Source organism: Bacillus sp. FSL K6-3154 (assembly GCF_040869395.1).
Classification (GTDB): domain Bacteria; phylum Bacillota; class Bacilli; order Bacillales; family Bacillaceae; genus Bacillus; species Bacillus safensis.
On the sequence record NZ_CP152033.1, the window covers coordinates 3,483,326 to 3,498,981 of the forward strand.

The 15,656-nt window shown below is 39.8% G+C and carries 20 protein-coding genes; 13 read left to right on the forward strand and 7 right to left on the reverse strand.

Annotation, left to right across the window (positions count from 1 at the left end; all coding sequences use genetic code 11):
* The first annotated feature begins 134 nt into the window (after positions 1-134).
* The 3 genes from MHH61_RS17935 (at position 135) to MHH61_RS17945 (ending at position 2,673) form a co-directional block, all read left to right on the forward strand.
* Positions 135-1,043, forward strand: a complete 909-nt coding sequence (locus MHH61_RS17935) for a serine protease (RefSeq protein ID WP_024425124.1) — start codon at positions 135-137, stop codon at positions 1,041-1,043.
* Positions 1,044-1,299: 256 nt separating this feature from the next.
* Positions 1,300-1,680, forward strand: coding sequence for a NucA/NucB deoxyribonuclease domain-containing protein (locus MHH61_RS17940; protein ID WP_051149980.1), 381 nt, complete (start codon positions 1,300-1,302; stop codon positions 1,678-1,680).
* A 144-nt stretch (positions 1,681-1,824) separates the two neighbouring features.
* Positions 1,825-2,673 (forward strand): STAS domain-containing protein, encoded by an 849-nt coding sequence (locus MHH61_RS17945; RefSeq protein WP_024427077.1) that lies wholly within the window; start codon positions 1,825-1,827, stop codon positions 2,671-2,673.
* Between the two features lie 32 nt (positions 2,674-2,705).
* On the opposite strand, the gene MHH61_RS17950 is transcribed toward MHH61_RS17945, so the two are convergent.
* The gene (locus tag MHH61_RS17950; RefSeq protein ID WP_024425127.1) at positions 2,706-3,248 is read right to left on the reverse strand and encodes an IseA DL-endopeptidase inhibitor family protein; all 543 of its coding nucleotides are present in this window, start codon (positions 3,246-3,248) and stop codon (positions 2,706-2,708) included.
* 296 nt (positions 3,249-3,544) lie between these two features.
* Here MHH61_RS17950 and MHH61_RS17955 point away from each other — a divergent pair, with 296 nt between their 5' ends.
* Positions 3,545-3,991: a hypothetical protein gene (locus tag MHH61_RS17955; RefSeq protein ID WP_125587373.1), complete on the forward strand. Its 447-nt coding sequence runs from the start codon at positions 3,545-3,547 to the stop codon at positions 3,989-3,991.
* A gap of 44 nt (positions 3,992-4,035) precedes the next feature.
* Here the strand turns inward: MHH61_RS17955 and lexA are convergent, their stop codons facing one another.
* A complete protein-coding gene (gene lexA / locus MHH61_RS17960) occupies positions 4,036-4,656 on the reverse strand; it encodes a transcriptional repressor LexA (protein WP_024425129.1) in 621 nt (206 codons plus the stop codon).
* Positions 4,657-4,815: 159 nt separating this feature from the next.
* On the opposite strand from lexA, the gene yneA reads away from it, so the two are divergent.
* From yneA to MHH61_RS17990, 6 genes are all read left to right on the forward strand, one after another.
* Positions 4,816-5,127, forward strand: a complete 312-nt coding sequence (gene yneA / locus MHH61_RS17965) for a cell division suppressor protein YneA (protein WP_041117521.1) — start codon at positions 4,816-4,818, stop codon at positions 5,125-5,127.
* Between the two features lie 17 nt (positions 5,128-5,144).
* On the forward strand, positions 5,145-5,792 hold the full coding sequence (locus MHH61_RS17970; protein WP_025093247.1) for a recombinase family protein: 648 nt from the start codon (positions 5,145-5,147) through the stop codon (positions 5,790-5,792).
* Positions 5,793-5,861: 69 nt separating this feature from the next.
* Positions 5,862-6,092 carry a DUF896 domain-containing protein gene (locus MHH61_RS17975; RefSeq protein ID WP_024425132.1) on the forward strand — a complete coding sequence of 77 codons (231 nt, stop codon included), beginning with the start codon at positions 5,862-5,864 and terminating at the stop codon, positions 6,090-6,092.
* A 187-nt stretch (positions 6,093-6,279) separates the two neighbouring features.
* A complete protein-coding gene (gene tkt / locus MHH61_RS17980; protein ID WP_125587374.1) occupies positions 6,280-8,283 on the forward strand; it encodes a transketolase in 2,004 nt (667 codons plus the stop codon).
* 198 nt (positions 8,284-8,481) lie between these two features.
* Positions 8,482-8,928 carry a sporulation inhibitor of replication protein SirA gene (sirA, locus tag MHH61_RS17985; RefSeq protein ID WP_024425134.1) on the forward strand — a complete coding sequence of 149 codons (447 nt, stop codon included), beginning with the start codon at positions 8,482-8,484 and terminating at the stop codon, positions 8,926-8,928.
* An 84-nt stretch (positions 8,929-9,012) separates the two neighbouring features.
* Positions 9,013-9,231 carry a YneF family protein gene (locus MHH61_RS17990; protein ID WP_003212379.1) on the forward strand — a complete coding sequence of 73 codons (219 nt, stop codon included), beginning with the start codon at positions 9,013-9,015 and terminating at the stop codon, positions 9,229-9,231.
* Positions 9,232-9,492: 261 nt separating this feature from the next.
* On the opposite strand, the gene MHH61_RS17995 is transcribed toward MHH61_RS17990, so the two are convergent.
* Positions 9,493-9,660 (reverse strand): aspartyl-phosphate phosphatase Spo0E family protein, encoded by a 168-nt coding sequence (locus MHH61_RS17995; RefSeq protein WP_008343814.1) that lies wholly within the window; start codon positions 9,658-9,660, stop codon positions 9,493-9,495.
* Between the two features lie 214 nt (positions 9,661-9,874).
* Here MHH61_RS17995 and MHH61_RS18000 point away from each other — a divergent pair, with 214 nt between their 5' ends.
* Together MHH61_RS18000 and MHH61_RS18005 are read left to right on the forward strand one after the other, a co-directional pair.
* Positions 9,875-10,582 carry a cytochrome c biogenesis CcdA family protein gene (locus tag MHH61_RS18000; RefSeq protein WP_064498509.1) on the forward strand — a complete coding sequence of 236 codons (708 nt, stop codon included), beginning with the start codon at positions 9,875-9,877 and terminating at the stop codon, positions 10,580-10,582.
* A 94-nt stretch (positions 10,583-10,676) separates the two neighbouring features.
* Complete coding sequence (locus tag MHH61_RS18005) at positions 10,677-11,159, forward strand: CcdC family protein (RefSeq protein WP_024425136.1); 483 nt, start codon at positions 10,677-10,679, stop codon at positions 11,157-11,159.
* A gap of 19 nt (positions 11,160-11,178) precedes the next feature.
* On the opposite strand, the gene MHH61_RS18010 is transcribed toward MHH61_RS18005, so the two are convergent.
* The 4 genes from MHH61_RS18010 to sspO form a co-directional block, all read right to left on the reverse strand.
* Positions 11,179-11,607, reverse strand: coding sequence for a DUF2621 domain-containing protein (locus tag MHH61_RS18010; RefSeq protein WP_024427086.1), 429 nt, complete (start codon positions 11,605-11,607; stop codon positions 11,179-11,181).
* Positions 11,608-11,869: 262 nt separating this feature from the next.
* Positions 11,870-12,271: an Hsp20/alpha crystallin family protein gene (locus tag MHH61_RS18015; protein WP_024425138.1), complete on the reverse strand. Its 402-nt coding sequence runs from the start codon at positions 12,269-12,271 to the stop codon at positions 11,870-11,872.
* Positions 12,272-12,373: 102 nt separating this feature from the next.
* Entirely contained in the window at positions 12,374-12,520 is a 147-nt protein-coding gene (locus MHH61_RS18020) for a small acid-soluble spore protein P (RefSeq protein WP_003211331.1), read from the reverse strand.
* A gap of 16 nt (positions 12,521-12,536) precedes the next feature.
* The gene (sspO, locus tag MHH61_RS18025; protein WP_024425139.1) at positions 12,537-12,683 is read right to left on the reverse strand and encodes a small acid-soluble spore protein O; all 147 of its coding nucleotides are present in this window, start codon (positions 12,681-12,683) and stop codon (positions 12,537-12,539) included.
* 220 nt (positions 12,684-12,903) lie between these two features.
* Between sspO and acnA the strand changes: the two genes are divergently transcribed.
* Complete coding sequence (acnA, locus tag MHH61_RS18030) at positions 12,904-15,633, forward strand: aconitate hydratase AcnA (protein ID WP_024427088.1); 2,730 nt, start codon at positions 12,904-12,906, stop codon at positions 15,631-15,633.
* Positions 15,634-15,656 lie beyond the last annotated feature (23 nt).

The following is a 15,656-nucleotide window of genomic DNA, read 5'->3' on the forward strand; positions in this document are numbered from 1 at the left end:
GAATGAAGGTTGGGAAGATACAAAACACCTAATTTGGAAATGAAATATTTTGTAAAAAATAAGAATATTCTCTCATTTACTCCAATATGAAACAATCGTATGATTTTTGATATAGGACATAAAGGAGGAATATGATGAAAAAGGTGAAAATGTTACTCCCTTCTCTTCTCGTTTTTGGTGCTTTAAGTGTGCCTAGTTTTGCCCATGCCGCATCGGATTCAGTACTAACGTCTGATTATGACATGGTGACTTCTGATGGTAAAGTGATTTCTTCAAGTGATTTCCACAATGATACGAAAGCCCCCTCATCCTTTGACAAAGTGGATGATCTTTCTTCTACTGTTGGCGAAAAAGTAAAACCACTATCAAAATATTTAAAAGATTTTCAAACGAAAGTCGTCATTGGAGACGATGGTAGAACCAAAGTAGCAAATACAAGAGTGGCACCATACAATTCGATTGCTTATATTACATTTGGCGGCTCAAGCTGTACGGGAACACTCATTGCTCCTAACAAAATTTTGACAAACGGACACTGTGTGTACAATACGGCATCGAGAAGCTATAGTGAGAAAGGGACTGTATATCCTGGTATGAATGATAGTACTGCGGTGAACGGTTCAGCAAAAATGACTGAGTTCTATGTGCCAAGCGGGTATATTAATACTGGTGCAAGCCAATATGACTTTGCCGTGATTAAAACCGATACGAACATTGGCAATACGGTCGGCTACCGATCCATCCGCCAGGTGACAAACTTGACTGGGACAACCATTAAAATCTCAGGATATCCTGGTGATAAAATGAGATCGACTGGCAAGGTGTCACAATGGGAGATGTCGGGTCCTGTGACGAGAGAAGATACGAATCTAGCATACTATACGATTGATACATTCAGCGGAAATTCAGGTTCTGCCATGCTGGATCAGAACCAGCAAATCGTTGGAGTTCATAACGCTGGGTATTCAAACGGAACGATAAATGGCGGGCCGAAAGCGACAGCTGCCTTTGTTGAGTTTATAAACTATGCGAAAGCGCAATAAAAAATAGAGCTTGTTTCCTTCATAGGGGACAAGCTTTTTTGTATGAATCGATTTGATAGGATTCATATTTCTAACCTGAGAGATTTGAGATTGAGAGCCTCATCATTTTTTCTCATGTCATCTGCGCACCACTCATACATTAAAATGACACATTTCCTTTAAGTCAAGATGATGCTGAAGATGGTGAGGAGGTCACGCGCTTTTGAAGATGAAAAGAGGCTGGGTCGCTGCTGTCGCCTTATGTTTTGTGATATGGATGGGCACGTTGTTTGGTGGATTTGGAGAGAAGCAGGCAGCAAAAGGGGCTGATCGATATGATCATGTCGTTCAATTTCCAAAGGAAAGGTACCCTGAAACAGGCAGTCATATTCAAGAAGCCATTCGAAAAGGGCATTCAGATGTGTGTACCATTGACCGAAATGGAGCAGATGCCCGCAGGCAAGAATCATTAAAAGGAATTCCGACAAAACCGGGCTTTGACCGGGATGAATGGCCAATGGCGGTTTGTCTTGAGGGAGGAAAAGGCGCAAGCGTTCAATATGTCAGTCCATCTGATAATAGGGGAGCAGGCTCATGGGTCGGGCATCAAATCAGCGGATTTCCTGATGGGAAAAGAATATTATTCATTGTGAAATAAATCGGAAAGAGTCTCCCTTGAGTGGGGGCTCTTTTGTTTATCATCAGAGCCTATTCGAGCTAGCAGGGTCAAAAGATTCAGTGGTACAATCAATCTATAAGGTACAAAGACTGACAAGAAGAAAATGTGAAGGGACATTTGCTTATGGATAAGAACCGTGCATTATACGATTTTTTTATGCAGCATGCAGAGAAGCTGACTGAAACATGGTATGAATCAATTGAGGACGATGATCCAGAATCCATATATCGTTCAACAGATTCCAGCATCATAGCAGAGCTAAAACGGCAGAATCAAGATTATTACCAGCATTTTATACGAGCTATTATTGAAGATAAGACGTATTTACATACTGAATTTAAAAAATGGTCTGAGGATTTAGCCAGTGACCCAAAGCATTTAAATACACCATTAGATTATGTCGTGAGAGAATACATGTCCAATCAAAGAGTGGTTCTGCATTACTTAAAAGAATTTATCAAACAGCGTCAAGATGAAATTGATATTGACCGCATCTTTTATTGGTATGATTTAATTTCCGAAGCGTTTAATATTTCAATCCATGTGTTTATCCAGCAATATGTGAAAAATACAACCGAAAAACTCGTGGCTCAAAGAGATATGATTTACGAATTGAGCTCACCGGTAATTGTCTTAAAAAGCCAGATTGCGTTATTGCCTTTAGTAGGTGACATTGACACAGCGAGAGCAAAGATTATTTTAGAAAATACGCTAAATCAGTGCTCGCAAAAAGGTGTTCAGCATTTATGTATTGATCTATCGGGTGTGGTCATGATTGATACAATGGTTGCTCATCAAATCTTTGATCTTGTCACGTCACTTCGGTTAATTGGAGTAGAGACGACCATTTCAGGGATTAGACCAGAAATTGCCCAAACAGCAGTGCAGCTTGGGCTTCCTTTTAATGAATTTCGCACGGCATCATCACTTGCTCACGCGCTGGACCGAATGACTGAATTTTCTTCAATATAAAAACCAGGCCGATGAAAGGCCTGGTTTTTTATTTAGATGACAGCGTCAATTTGTGTGACTTTCCAATTTTTTTGTACTTTTTCGTACGTAACAGTTCGTTTTACTTTGCGTCCATCAAGTGTTGGGACAGTAAATTCATATGTGCGGACCGTTTGTTTTTTAGAAACAAGTTTAGGTGTGGCTTTTTCCCAATTGAGCATGTTGTCTCCATCACCGACTGGAACAGCCATTTTGCCTTTATGAACAATGAACTGATAATCTTTTAAACCATGTTTGATGGCATCTGGAGTGAAAACTTGAGATAGGTAGCTGTTTAATTTTTTCTTTGTATCAAATGTTTTAGAAAGATAGTTGTACGTCATATCTTTATAGGTAAATGATTTTAATTTGACATTAGAATGGTCTTTAATTTTGTAGCCTGACATTGCACTCCAAAAATGTTCTCTTGCATCAAGGGCAATATGTAACGCTTCTTTATTTGTCAAAGCGGCTGATTTCTTGGAAGCGGCCAATGTTGTTGTTTGTAATGAGATCATAAGCATAATAGCAGTTAATAAAACAAATAATTTTTTCAAGGCGATTGCCTCCTTTTCTCAATGAAAACTTCTTATGTTACAAATGTTACAATAATTACATCGATATTACAAGTATTAAATCTAAATGTTTTTTTATTTCTTTTGTTTCTAATTATATAACGTTTGAGGGAGACAAAAAGTTTTCATTTTTTTTATTTTTCTTCTTAATCATTATTTAACCGTTCTAAAGAAGAACGAAACGTCTTTTGGAAAAATTTCTATTTAGACGTTTAACACTCTTTTTTATTTAAGACATATACTGTCGTGATGAATGTCTAAAGAAAGTGGTGTTTAATATGTATCATCCGTATGAAGGTATGGGGAATGGTTACTCATATGATAGGCAGATGCAGGGATTGCCATCGATTTCTATTCCTCAAATTGGAGGTTTTCCTGGGTTTCCGATTGGAGGAGGTACTTTACCAGGGCAAGGTTCAGGCGGACACTCAGCACCGCCAGCACCGCCGCAGCATATCATTTCCCAGTATCAGCAAGCACTCTCTCAGCCTCAAAGTATGCAGTCATTTCTATTTGGGCATGGTGCAGGGGGAGGCCATCAAGCTGTACAATTTGCAGCGGGATGTAATAGAAGATGGACGATTGTGCTTTTGAGAAACGGCCAAGTATTTTTAATGTTCGTTCTTTCCTCACAGCCTTTTGGCCGAACAACTGGCTTTATATGGCCGAACTTTACATTTGGTTCCTTCCCAAGCTCAAGTATTCTTGCCTATTCTTGTGCATAAGAAAAAGCCGGTTCTCATCAGCAGCTGATGAATACCGGCTTTTTTTAATGAATATTTCGAAAAACGCCAATCACTTTACCTAGTATACTCACATTCTGTAAAATAATCGGTTCCATTGATGGATTTTCTGGCTGTAATCTAAAGTGTGTATCTTCTTTATAAAAACGTTTCACTGTCGCTTCATCTTCCTCTGTCATGGCGACCACAATATCTCCATTGTTAGCAGTGCTTTGCTGACGCACAATGACATAGTCCTTGTCCAAAATACCTGCATCAATCATACTTTCTCCCATAATTTCAAGCATAAACACTTGTTCGTCTGGTGCAGCAAATGTCTCTGGAAGAGGGAAGTATTCTTCTACATTCTCAACAGCTGTGATAGGAAGGCCTGCCGTTACTTTTCCGATGACTGGAACGTTCATTACAGCACTCTTTGGAATATTCATTTCCTCTTCATCTAGTACTTCGATCGCTCTAGGTTTTGTCGGGTCTCTTCTAATTAAGCCCTTTGTTTCTAGTCTAGCTAAATGTCCATGGACCGTTGAACTGGATGCTAGACCGACAGCTTCTCCAATTTCACGGACGGATGGGGGATAACCCTTGCTTTTTACTTCATCTTTGATGAATTTCAGGATATCGAGTTGTCTTTTTGATAGCTTCGTCATCTTTTGCACCTCAAAACGTCAATTTTAAAGAAATTATAGCATGTTTTTCCTAACAGTACAAACATAGGTTCGAAAAAAACGTTTGACAGAAACGTTTGTTCGTATTTATAATGAGAGACAGAAAGAGCGAACACATATTCTATTAGGAGAGATGACATTATGAGGTTAAAAGAATCTATTATTTTTATTGGGGTATTCTCATTCATCGTTGGCATATTTCTCTCACTTATTGCAGTCACAAGCCATAATGATTCAAATCAATATGTTAAAATAGAGGTTCAATCAGGAGATACTCTGTGGGGGTTAGCTGATCAAGTAAATGACAGCAAATCAATCGACAAAAATGCATTTATTGACTGGGTAACAGAACACAATGATCTTGCTTCAACAGAAATCAAGCCTGGAGACATTCTTGTCATACCCGTGAAAAAAGAGCATCCAGTCGTATATCAGCTTGCAACAGTACAGTAGAAAGGTCGATTGAAGACATGAACGCAATCATTTATGCGAGAGTAAGCACTGTGAAAGAAGAGCAGGAAACCTCGCTGAAAAGACAAGAAGAAGAACTGCTGGCTTTAGCTGCCATGCACAAGATGAATGTGGTCAAAGTCATCAAAGAAAAAGCAAGTGGATATGAGCTAGATCGTGATGGCGTGTTTGAAATGCTTGCTGCACTGAAGGAAGAGTCGATCGATGCCGTTCTTATCCAAGATGAAACACGTCTTGGAAGAGGACAAGCAAAAATTGCGCTTCTTCATTGTCTATTTAAAGAGAACGTAAAGGTATACAGCGTGTTTCATAGAGGAGAGCTTGAGCTTTCAGAAGCAGATGAAATGGTCATCGAGATTGTAGGAGTCGTCGAAGAGTACCAACGGAAAATTCATAACCTGAAAATCAAGCGGGGGATGAAAAGGGCTGTTGAGCGCGGATATCAGCCTGAACTGAATTTAAGGCAGCAGAACCATGCACCTGGCCGTGAGCGTATTGAAGTGCCGATTTCAGAAATTGTTCGATTAAGAAAAAATAACATGACGTTCGCCGAAATTGCCGCAACTCTTCAGGCATTAGGTTTTGACATTTCAAAAGCAACGGTGCATAGAAGGTATCAAGAATATGAAAAAGGCTTTACCACCTAAAGCGTAATTTGTTGTCAAAATGATTGATATTTAGTAGTATGTAGAGAAAATGCTTTAAAGGAGTTTGTCATGATTTCTAAAGAACAGCTTGCAAGAATAAATGAGCTTTCAAAAAAATCGAAAGAGACCGGTTTATCAGACGCTGAAAAAACAGAACAAAAGCAGTTGAGAGAAGAGTATTTGAAAGCTTTTCGTTCTTCTATGAAAAATACACTTAAAACTGTTAAAATCGTTGACCCTGAAGGAAACGATGTTACACCAGAAAAATTAAAAAGAGAAAAAGATCAGAACCTTCATTAAGGCTGTGATTTCTTGAATTTTGAAAAGATGGGAAGAATATTCTCGTCTTTTTTCATATTTGCATAACTTTTTAGGTGATCGATAAACTAAATGTGACAAAATCCTTCTTTTTCAGCGTGAAATAGTTGTGAAAAAAGGACAGTAGATTTATGATAATGGTGTACACAAGATACGGAAGGGGATTTATATGGAAACGATTGAATTGAAATCTATTGCAACAATACGTACTCTCTCCATAGACGCAATTGAAAAAGCGAATTCCGGTCACCCAGGAATGCCGATGGGTGCTGCACCAATGGCGTACGCTTTATGGACGAATCACTTAAACGTAAGTCCGCAAAATCCAAATTGGTTTAACAGAGACCGCTTTGTTTTATCTGCGGGCCATGGTTCTATGCTTCTATACAGCATGCTTCATTTAAGCGGATACAATCTGAGCATTGATGATTTAAAACAATTCCGCCAATGGGGAAGCAAAACACCTGGACATCCTGAATTTGGACACACAGAAGGCGTAGACGCGACAACGGGTCCACTAGGCCAGGGAATTGCTATGGCAGTAGGAATGGCACTTGCAGAAAGACATCTTGCGGAAACGTATAACAAAGACAACTTTCATGTTGTAGACCACTATACATACAGCATTTGCGGAGATGGAGACTTAATGGAGGGAATTTCCTCTGAAGCAGCTTCACTTGCTGGTCATTTAGGCTTAGGCCGTTTAATCGTTCTTTACGATTCAAATGACATTTCTTTAGATGGCGACTTAGATCGTTCATTCTCTGAAAATGTGAAGAATCGTTTTGAAGCGATGAACTGGGAAGTTCTTTACGTGAAAGACGGCAACAACATCGAAGAAGTAACAGCTGCTATTGAAAAGGCGAAGCAAAGCACAGACAGACCTACATTAATCGAAGTGAAAACAACGATCGGTTTCGGATCGCCAAACCGTGCGGGAACGTCTGGTGTGCATGGTGCACCGCTTGGCAGTGAGGAAGCAAAGCTGACGAAGGAAGCTTACTCTTGGACGTTTGAAGAAGATTTCCATGTACCTTCTGAAGTGTACGATCATTTCAAAGAAGCTGTCAAAGACGCTGGACAGAAAAAAGAAGCAGCGTGGAATGAATTGTTTGCGCAATACGAAAAAGAATATCCAGAGCTGGCAGCACAGCTGAAGCTTGCGATTGAAGGAAAGCTTCCTGAAAATTGGGATCAAGAGGTTCCTGTTTATGAAGCAGGTTCAAGCCTTGCCTCCCGCGCATCTTCAGGTGAAGTGTTAAATGGCATTGCAAAGCAAGTACCTTTCTTTATTGGCGGGTCTGCTGACCTTGCTGGATCAAATAAAACAACGATTAAAAACACAGATGATTTCGGTAAAAATAATTATGCCGGCAAAAACATTTGGTTCGGTGTCAGAGAGTTTGCAATGGGTGCAGCGCTCAATGGTATGGCACTTCACGGCGGTCTTCGTGTATTCGGCGGAACGTTCTTTGTTTTCTCAGATTACTTAAGACCAGCGATTCGTCTTGCTGCCTTAATGGGACTTCCAGTCACTTACGTCTTTACTCATGATAGTATCGCTGTTGGTGAAGATGGCCCGACGCATGAACCGGTTGAACAGCTTGCTTCACTGCGTGCGATGCCTAACCTTTCCGTTATCCGCCCAGCAGATGGAAATGAAACAGCTGCAGCGTGGAAACTAGCTGTATCTTCAACGGATAAACCGACAGCACTAGTTCTTACTCGTCAAAACCTTCCAACGATTGACCAGGCACCAGAGAAGGCATATGAGGGAGTAGAAAAAGGTGGATACGTTGTAGTTGAAGCAGCTGATGCACAGCCAGAAGCACTTCTACTCGCTTCAGGATCTGAGGTTGGTTTAGCCATTGAAGCACAAAAGGCACTTGAAAAAGAAGGTATCCGCGCATCTGTTGTCAGCCTTCCTGCATGGGATCGCTTCGATCAGCAGTCAGACGAATACAAAGAATCCGTTCTTCCTAAAGCAGTGCGTGCACGTATTGCGATTGAAATGGGTGCTTCACTTGGCTGGGAGCGTTACACTGGCCTTGATGGTGACATAATTGCAATTGATAAATTTGGTGCTTCTGCTCCAGGTGAAACCATTATCGAGAAATACGGCTTTACTGTCAGCAATGTAGTCAGCCGTGTGAAAGCGAAGCTGAATAAATAAACGAACTCCAAGCATCATGCTTTTTTGCTATCTGTTTGCAGAGCATTTTCATCCGCTCTGCAAACTTTTTTCTTTTTTCTTGTTTTTTTGACAAAACTAGTTTCTTCTTGCTTCATATATAGACAATTCTTTCTTTCACATTTTTGTATAATACAAGCAATAAACGAGATTGACGAAATGTGAAAGGAAGGGATAGACATGGAACGTCATTATTATATTTATTGGATTGAGGATGAATTTGCGCATCACTATTTTGGCAGAGAATCGATTTTGTTTCATTTGTTTGAGTCGTTACATTGGACGAACCGCACTGACGATGAGTTGGTTATGCTTGTGAAGCAAGTGGATTATGTGACGAAACGTATCCCTGCTTTTCATATGCACCAGCGTCTAATGAATAACTTAACGAACATTCACTATACACAAATAGGCTCGATTTACAGCGCTTCTTTACCAGATGGAAAAGGAACTGCAGCATTTATTATTAAAGACCGGTATATTCAAATGTCTGCCACTGGCAGTTATGAGGCAGAAGCGGTGTTTTTTGAAGTGCTGAGAAAAATCAGCCCTTGTTTTCTTGCGATGGACTTTAGTTCAAAGAAACACGGATGGCTCAATCCAGTAAAAGTGAGGAATTTTGTTTAAAAAAATAAAATTGAACGTGAAATGTTGTATAATAGCCTTTTGTTTAGTACACTTTATACGAGACAACATGAAGGAGGAAGAATTATGGATTTATGGGTTGTCATCCTTGTAGGCGTTGTTGCACTGCTTGCAGGAGTTGCACTCGGATTCTTTATTGCTCGTAAGTATATGATGAGCTATTTGAAAAAGAATCCACCGATTAATGAACAAATGCTTCGAATGATGATGATGCAAATGGGCATGAAACCGTCCCAGAAGAAAATCAATCAAATGATGAAAGCCATGAACAACCAAGCGAAATAATACGTACGATATTATGATCATAGATGGAACATGGTTTTAAAGAATGGACAAGCGTTGTCCTTTCTTTATTCAATTCACCTTCATCAGACGCTTAAAACCACTGTACTTGCATGAATGAAGCAGGGAAGGTGGTTTTTATTATGGCGTCAAGAGCATGTGAAAAACAAAAAACCCCTATGTCAGAGGTTTTTGTTTCGTTTATGGTCACACATATCAACTGTTCTAAAAATGGTACGGCATGTTTGATATCATGAAGTATGATTAGTTGGCTGAGTTTGAGTGTAAGTGTCGTTGATATTGTAAGAGGAGATGATCTAGCTGCTGGCTATGTTCGATGGTCACTGTTGATGTCATCCCATTATGCAAGACAACTTTCATCAGCTCTTCTCTTTTTTCTTCGATTTGAGTTAATAATGATGTTTTTACCAAAGTCATGTTCCTTTCATGCAAATCTTGATAAAAAGAATCGATTCTATTATATCCATTTTAAGGTTTATTTTCAAATTTAAAGGATTCATTATCTTGATGTCAAATTAAATTATATAAGGTTTTAAGAGAATAGACCATCTTTATTGAGGTGATGTAAAAAAAATGAAATGATTTTGTCATCTCTTATTGTATATTGTAAGAAGGGGGTGTTCTTTTGACAGATTTGAATTACTTTTTAGCATTTGGAGCAGGATTTCTTTCTTTTATTTCACCGTGCTGTCTGCCGCTTTATCCAGCATTTTTATCGTATATTACGGGCGTTAGTATAGATGAAGTGAAATCCGAGAAGGTGATGCTGAGAAGAAGAAGTCTGCTTCATACTTTATTTTTTTTAGTTGGGTTCTCTATTATATTTATTGCGATTGGCTTTGGGACATCGTTTGTCGGGAAGTTTTTTAATGATTATCATCAAGCGATTCGTCAAATTGGAGCCATCCTCATTATTTTCTTTGGTTTTATGACTCTTGGCGTATTTAAGCCCTCTTTCCTCATGGGCGAAAAGAGAATCCAGTTCAAAAATCGTCCTGCTGGTTTTTTTGGATCCATTCTCATCGGAATGGGCTTTGCCGCTGGATGGACACCTTGTACAGGACCTATTTTATCCGCTGTCATCACACTGGCGAGTAACAATCCTGAGTCGGCGGTCATGTATATGATTGCGTATATATTTGGATTTGCCGTCCCGTTTTTTATTCTCTCCTTTTTCATTACGAAAATGGGGTGGATCAGAAAGCGTCAGCAGCTTATCATGCGAATTGGCGGGATCATTATGATTGTGGTAGGGATTTTGCTGTTCTTTGATCTTCTGACATGGATTATCATCATGTTCTCATCATTGTTTGGCGGCTTTACAGGCTTTTGAAATCGTTTTCCACAGTCGCGGCGAATGGTTTTTTTTCGTCAATTGGAGTATATTATACATAGGCTGACCTTAAAGAATAAAGGAATGATTTGATATGATGATCTTGATCTCTTCTATAATTGCGGTATGTATGGCGGTGGCCGTCATGTTTATTCGCATTAAGTCATCTGCAAAACCTGCAACTGCGAAAAAAATTATTTTACCTCCTATTTTCATGAGCACTGGCGCACTGATGTTTTTTGTTCCTATGTTTCGGGTAACTGGAGCTGAATTTCTAGAAGCGATCACAGTGGGGATGTTTTTCTCCATATTTTTAATCAAAACATCGAAGTTTGAAATTAGAGGCAATGACATCTACTTAAAACGGTCAAAAGCATTTGTGTTCATTCTCATTGGACTTCTTGTCCTTCGTATCGGGATGAAGACCATCCTAAGTTCTTCTATTGATTATGGTTCATTAAGCGGGATGTTTTGGATTCTTGCCTTTGGCATGATCGTGCCTTGGCGGGTTGCCATGTATTTATCGTTTAGAAAGCTGTCTAAACAATTAGATCCGCAGCAGATTCAAATGAATTAAACCTCCTTTTTAAAGGAGGTTATTTTAATAACGATTCATATGGCGAGTGATCAATGTTTTTTTCTTGAAGGCGCTTCAGTAAAAACTTATGATCCCGCTTTGGTGTGGCCATAATGTAGCCGCGAATGATTAAGTCTAAATTAATGCTGGCAGCCTGTTCTTTTAATGCCAGCTCACCAATTTTACCCGCTATTTTTTCTTTGGCAACATCTCTAAACAGCTCTGGCACAGGTAATACGAGTTCATTTAACAGCTGTTTGTCCTCATCCCGCCATAGGTGAAGGCTCTTTTGAATATATTCATCCTGCCAATCAAGCTCTGATTTCCCATCTTCCTTTGGCAATCGTTTTAAAAATTTACGAAACATAAAAAAGCCACCGATTGCGAGTAATCCGATCATCACTGTACCCCAAAATAAAATGAACCACAAAAACCAGCCGCTTAACATGTTCTCACTCCTTATACCCCTTATCTCTCTATTTTATATTACATGAAGAGAGGATAGAAGAAAATAACAAAAATGTATGTCTATTTTCTCTATAAACGCCCTTTTTCATTGATAGCCGCCCATTTACTAGAATGACCCAAACCAATTAGTAGAAAAAGAATACTTTATCATATAGCGACTCTACTATTTGGCCATGGTGGTTCGCAAAAGGTATTGACTTGAAACGAACGGGAAGAGAGCCCACCTATATAAAGGTGGGCTCTTAATGTTTGAAGTGCGGGATTTGAAAGGAAAATGCACCGTTTGGATGGTCGGAACATTTTTTAATTTTTATCGATATGATTCGGTTTTCATAATCTGTTTCAATGTCTTTGTCGTTTAAATAAAAAGGGAGCATCACGCTTTTTTCAATTGGCTGTTCGCCTTCACCATTTGGATGCTGTACTGTGTAAGTCAACGTCAGCTCATGTCCAGCGAAGGTCAGCTTTACATCAGTGATCGATAAGGTGGAGACATCGATTTCGATAATATAATCACGGCTTGTTTCATAAAGATCAATTGGGAGGTGTTCATCATACCAGGCAAATGGATCATCCATTAAAACATTGAGCCAATCATCTATTTCAATAAAATCAGAGGAATTCGATTGCTTTTCATTCTCCATAAACACTCCTCCATCACATCTCATAATAAATCATATGATGAAAATGGAAATGTGTGAAAGACCTAAAACATCCCGTGTGGTCACGGGATGAGAGGGGAATAATTACATATCATGATGAGAATTGTGCTTTTGTCTTGTATGGTTGCGGTTTTTCACTTTTTTACTGCCTGATAACGGCTCAGGCTGACCGCCTTGATGCTCCTTAGGAGAGTTTTGACGGATGTCTTTCCCTGTGTTTTTATTCGTCATGATGTTTGGCTCCTTCTTATTGATTCTTTTTACGTTTTTTATTGTTTTGCCTTTGTTCTTCTGTTAAAACGAGCTGATCATCTTCCGTATAGCCTGCGCCATTACCCTGGCTTTTGGCTGCGTTCATGCCATTCATGACATGATTAGCTTTGCGTTTTGTCATGTTCTATCACCTCATTTGTAGTATGAGCCCGCCCCGCTTCGTTTATGAAGAGTAATCATTTCCTAATGATAAGTTAAACTTATTGAATTTAATAAAAGCATTGTTATTTACTTATGTATGAATTTGTTTTAAGATGAAATTGTGAGAAAATTGTGGTGAAATACGACGATTTTTCTGAGAATTGAAATTGATCTTGATCATCAAAAGGGGGATTTTGGACATGTCGAAACAGCAGCAAGTCGCTAAACAAGACGCTTTTCAATCTAGAAAAACGTTTTCGACAAATGGGAAAACGTATCACTATTATTCGTTAGAAGCACTAGAGAAACAAGGAATCGGAAATGTTTCTAAGCTGCCTTATTCCATTAAGGTACTTTTAGAATCAGTGCTTCGCCAAGTAGACGGTAGAGTGATCAAGAAGGAACACGTTGAAAACTTGGCAAAATGGGGAACTGCCGAGGTAAAAGAAATTGATGTTCCGTTTAAACCTTCTCGTGTTATTTTACAAGACTTCACGGGTGTACCAGCTGTCGTTGACCTTGCTTCTTTAAGAAAAGCAATGGCAGATGTAGGCGGGGACCCGGATAAAATCAACCCTGAAATTCCAGTTGACCTTGTGATTGACCACTCAGTACAAGTTGATAAAGCTGGAACTGAAGATGCATTAAACATTAACATGGATTTAGAGTTCGAACGTAACGCAGAGCGTTATAACTTCCTTAGCTGGGCAAAGAAAGCGTTTAATAACTATCAAGCTGTCCCACCTGCAACAGGAATTGTTCACCAAGTGAACTTAGAGTATCTTGCAAGTGTTGTTCATGCGATTGAAGAAGATGGCGAGATCATCACTTACCCAGATACATTAGTTGGAACTGACTCTCATACAACGATGATTAACGGTATCGGTGTACTTGGATGGGGCGTTGGCGGTATCGAAGCGGAAGCTGGTATGCTTGGTCAGCCTTCATACTTCCCAGTACCAGAAGTGATTGGTGCTAAATTAGTTGGAGAGCTTCCAAACGGAACAACTGCAACTGACCTTGCATTAAAAGTTACACAAGTCCTTCGTGAAAAAGGCGTAGTGAACAAGTTCGTTGAGTTCTTCGGCCCGGGTGTTGCACAATTGCCGTTAGCAGATCGTGCAACCATTGCGAACATGGCGCCAGAATACGGTGCTACTTGCGGATTCTTCCCAGTAGATGAAGAAGCGCTTGCTTACCTGCGCCTTACTGGACGTGATGAAGAGCAAATTAATATCGTTGAAGAATATTCTCGTGCAAATGGCTTATTCTATACGCCAGATGCAGAAGAACCAATTTTTACTGATGTTGTGGAAATTGATCTTTCTAAAATTGAGTCAAACTTATCTGGTCCTAAACGTCCACAAGATTTGATTCCACTTTCTCAAATGAAAGAGACGTTCCATAAACACATCGAAAGCCCAGCTGGTAACCAAGGGTTTGGCTTAGATAAATCAGAGCTTGATAAACAAATCGAATTTGATCTTGCAAACGGTGAAAAAGCTGTGATGAAGACAGGTGCGATTGCGATTGCAGCGATTACGAGCTGTACGAATACATCGAACCCATACGTGTTAATCGGAGCAGGTCTTGTTGCGAAGAAAGCAAGTGAGCTCGGTATGAAAGTGCCGAACTACGTGAAAACGTCACTAGCGCCGGGTTCTAAAGTTGTAACAGGGTACCTTGTGAATTCGGGACTTCTTCCATATTTAAAAGACCTCGGATTTAACATTGTTGGATATGGCTGTACAACATGTATCGGAAACTCCGGACCGCTTGAGAAAGAAATTGAAGATGCAGTCTCTGAAAATGATCTGCTGATCACTTCTGTTTTATCAGGTAACCGTAACTTTGAAGGTCGTATTCATCCGCTTGTGAAAGGGAACTACCTTGCATCTCCACCATTAGTTGTGGCTTACGCACTTGCTGGTACGGTGAATATTGATTTAACAAAAGATCCTATCGGTGTCGATAAAAATGGCGAGAACGTTTATTTCAATGACATTTGGCCATCAATGGATGAAATCAACAGCGTCGTTAAAAGCACTGTCACACCTGAGCTATTCCGTTCAGAGTATGAAACTGTTTTTGACAACAATGACCGCTGGAATGAAATTAAAACGACGGATGATGCATTGTATAAATGGGATGAAAATTCCACATACATTGATAACCCGCCATTCTTTGAAAACCTATCAGTTGAACCTGGTAAAGTTGAACCGCTTAAAGGCTTGCGCGTCGTTGCGAAGTTCGGTGACTCTGTCACAACTGACCATATTTCTCCTGCTGGAGCGATTGGTAAGGACACACCGGCGGGCAAATACTTGCAAGAAAGAGGCGTATCGCCTAGAGACTTTAACTCATATGGATCTCGCCGTGGTAACCACCATGTCATGATGAGAGGTACTTTTGCAAACATCCGTATTAAGAACCAAATTGCACCAGGAACAGAAGGCGGTTATACAACTTACTGGCCAACTGGTGAAGTGACATCGATTTATGATGCATGCATGCGTTATAAAGAGGATGGAACAGGTCTTGCGATCTTAGCAGGTAAAGATTACGGAATGGGTTCTTCACGTGACTGGGCTGCTAAAGGAACAAACCTTCTTGGAATTAAATTTGTTCTAGCTGAAAGCTTTGAGCGTATCCACAGAAGTAACCTTGTCTTCATGGGCGTACTTCCTCTGCAGTTTAAAGATGGAGAAAGTGCAGAAACTCATGGTCTAACAGGAACAGAAACATTTGAAGTTCATGTTGACGAAACAGTTCGTCCACGTGATCTCGTCACTGTGAAAGCAATTGACACAGATGGAAACGAGAAAACGTTTGAAGTGGTGGTTCGCTTTGACAGTGAAGTCGAAATTGACTACTATCGTCATGGCGGTATCCTTCAAATGGTACTTCGCGAAAAATTGGCAAGCAACTAATACAGCAAAGAAGAGAAGGCGAT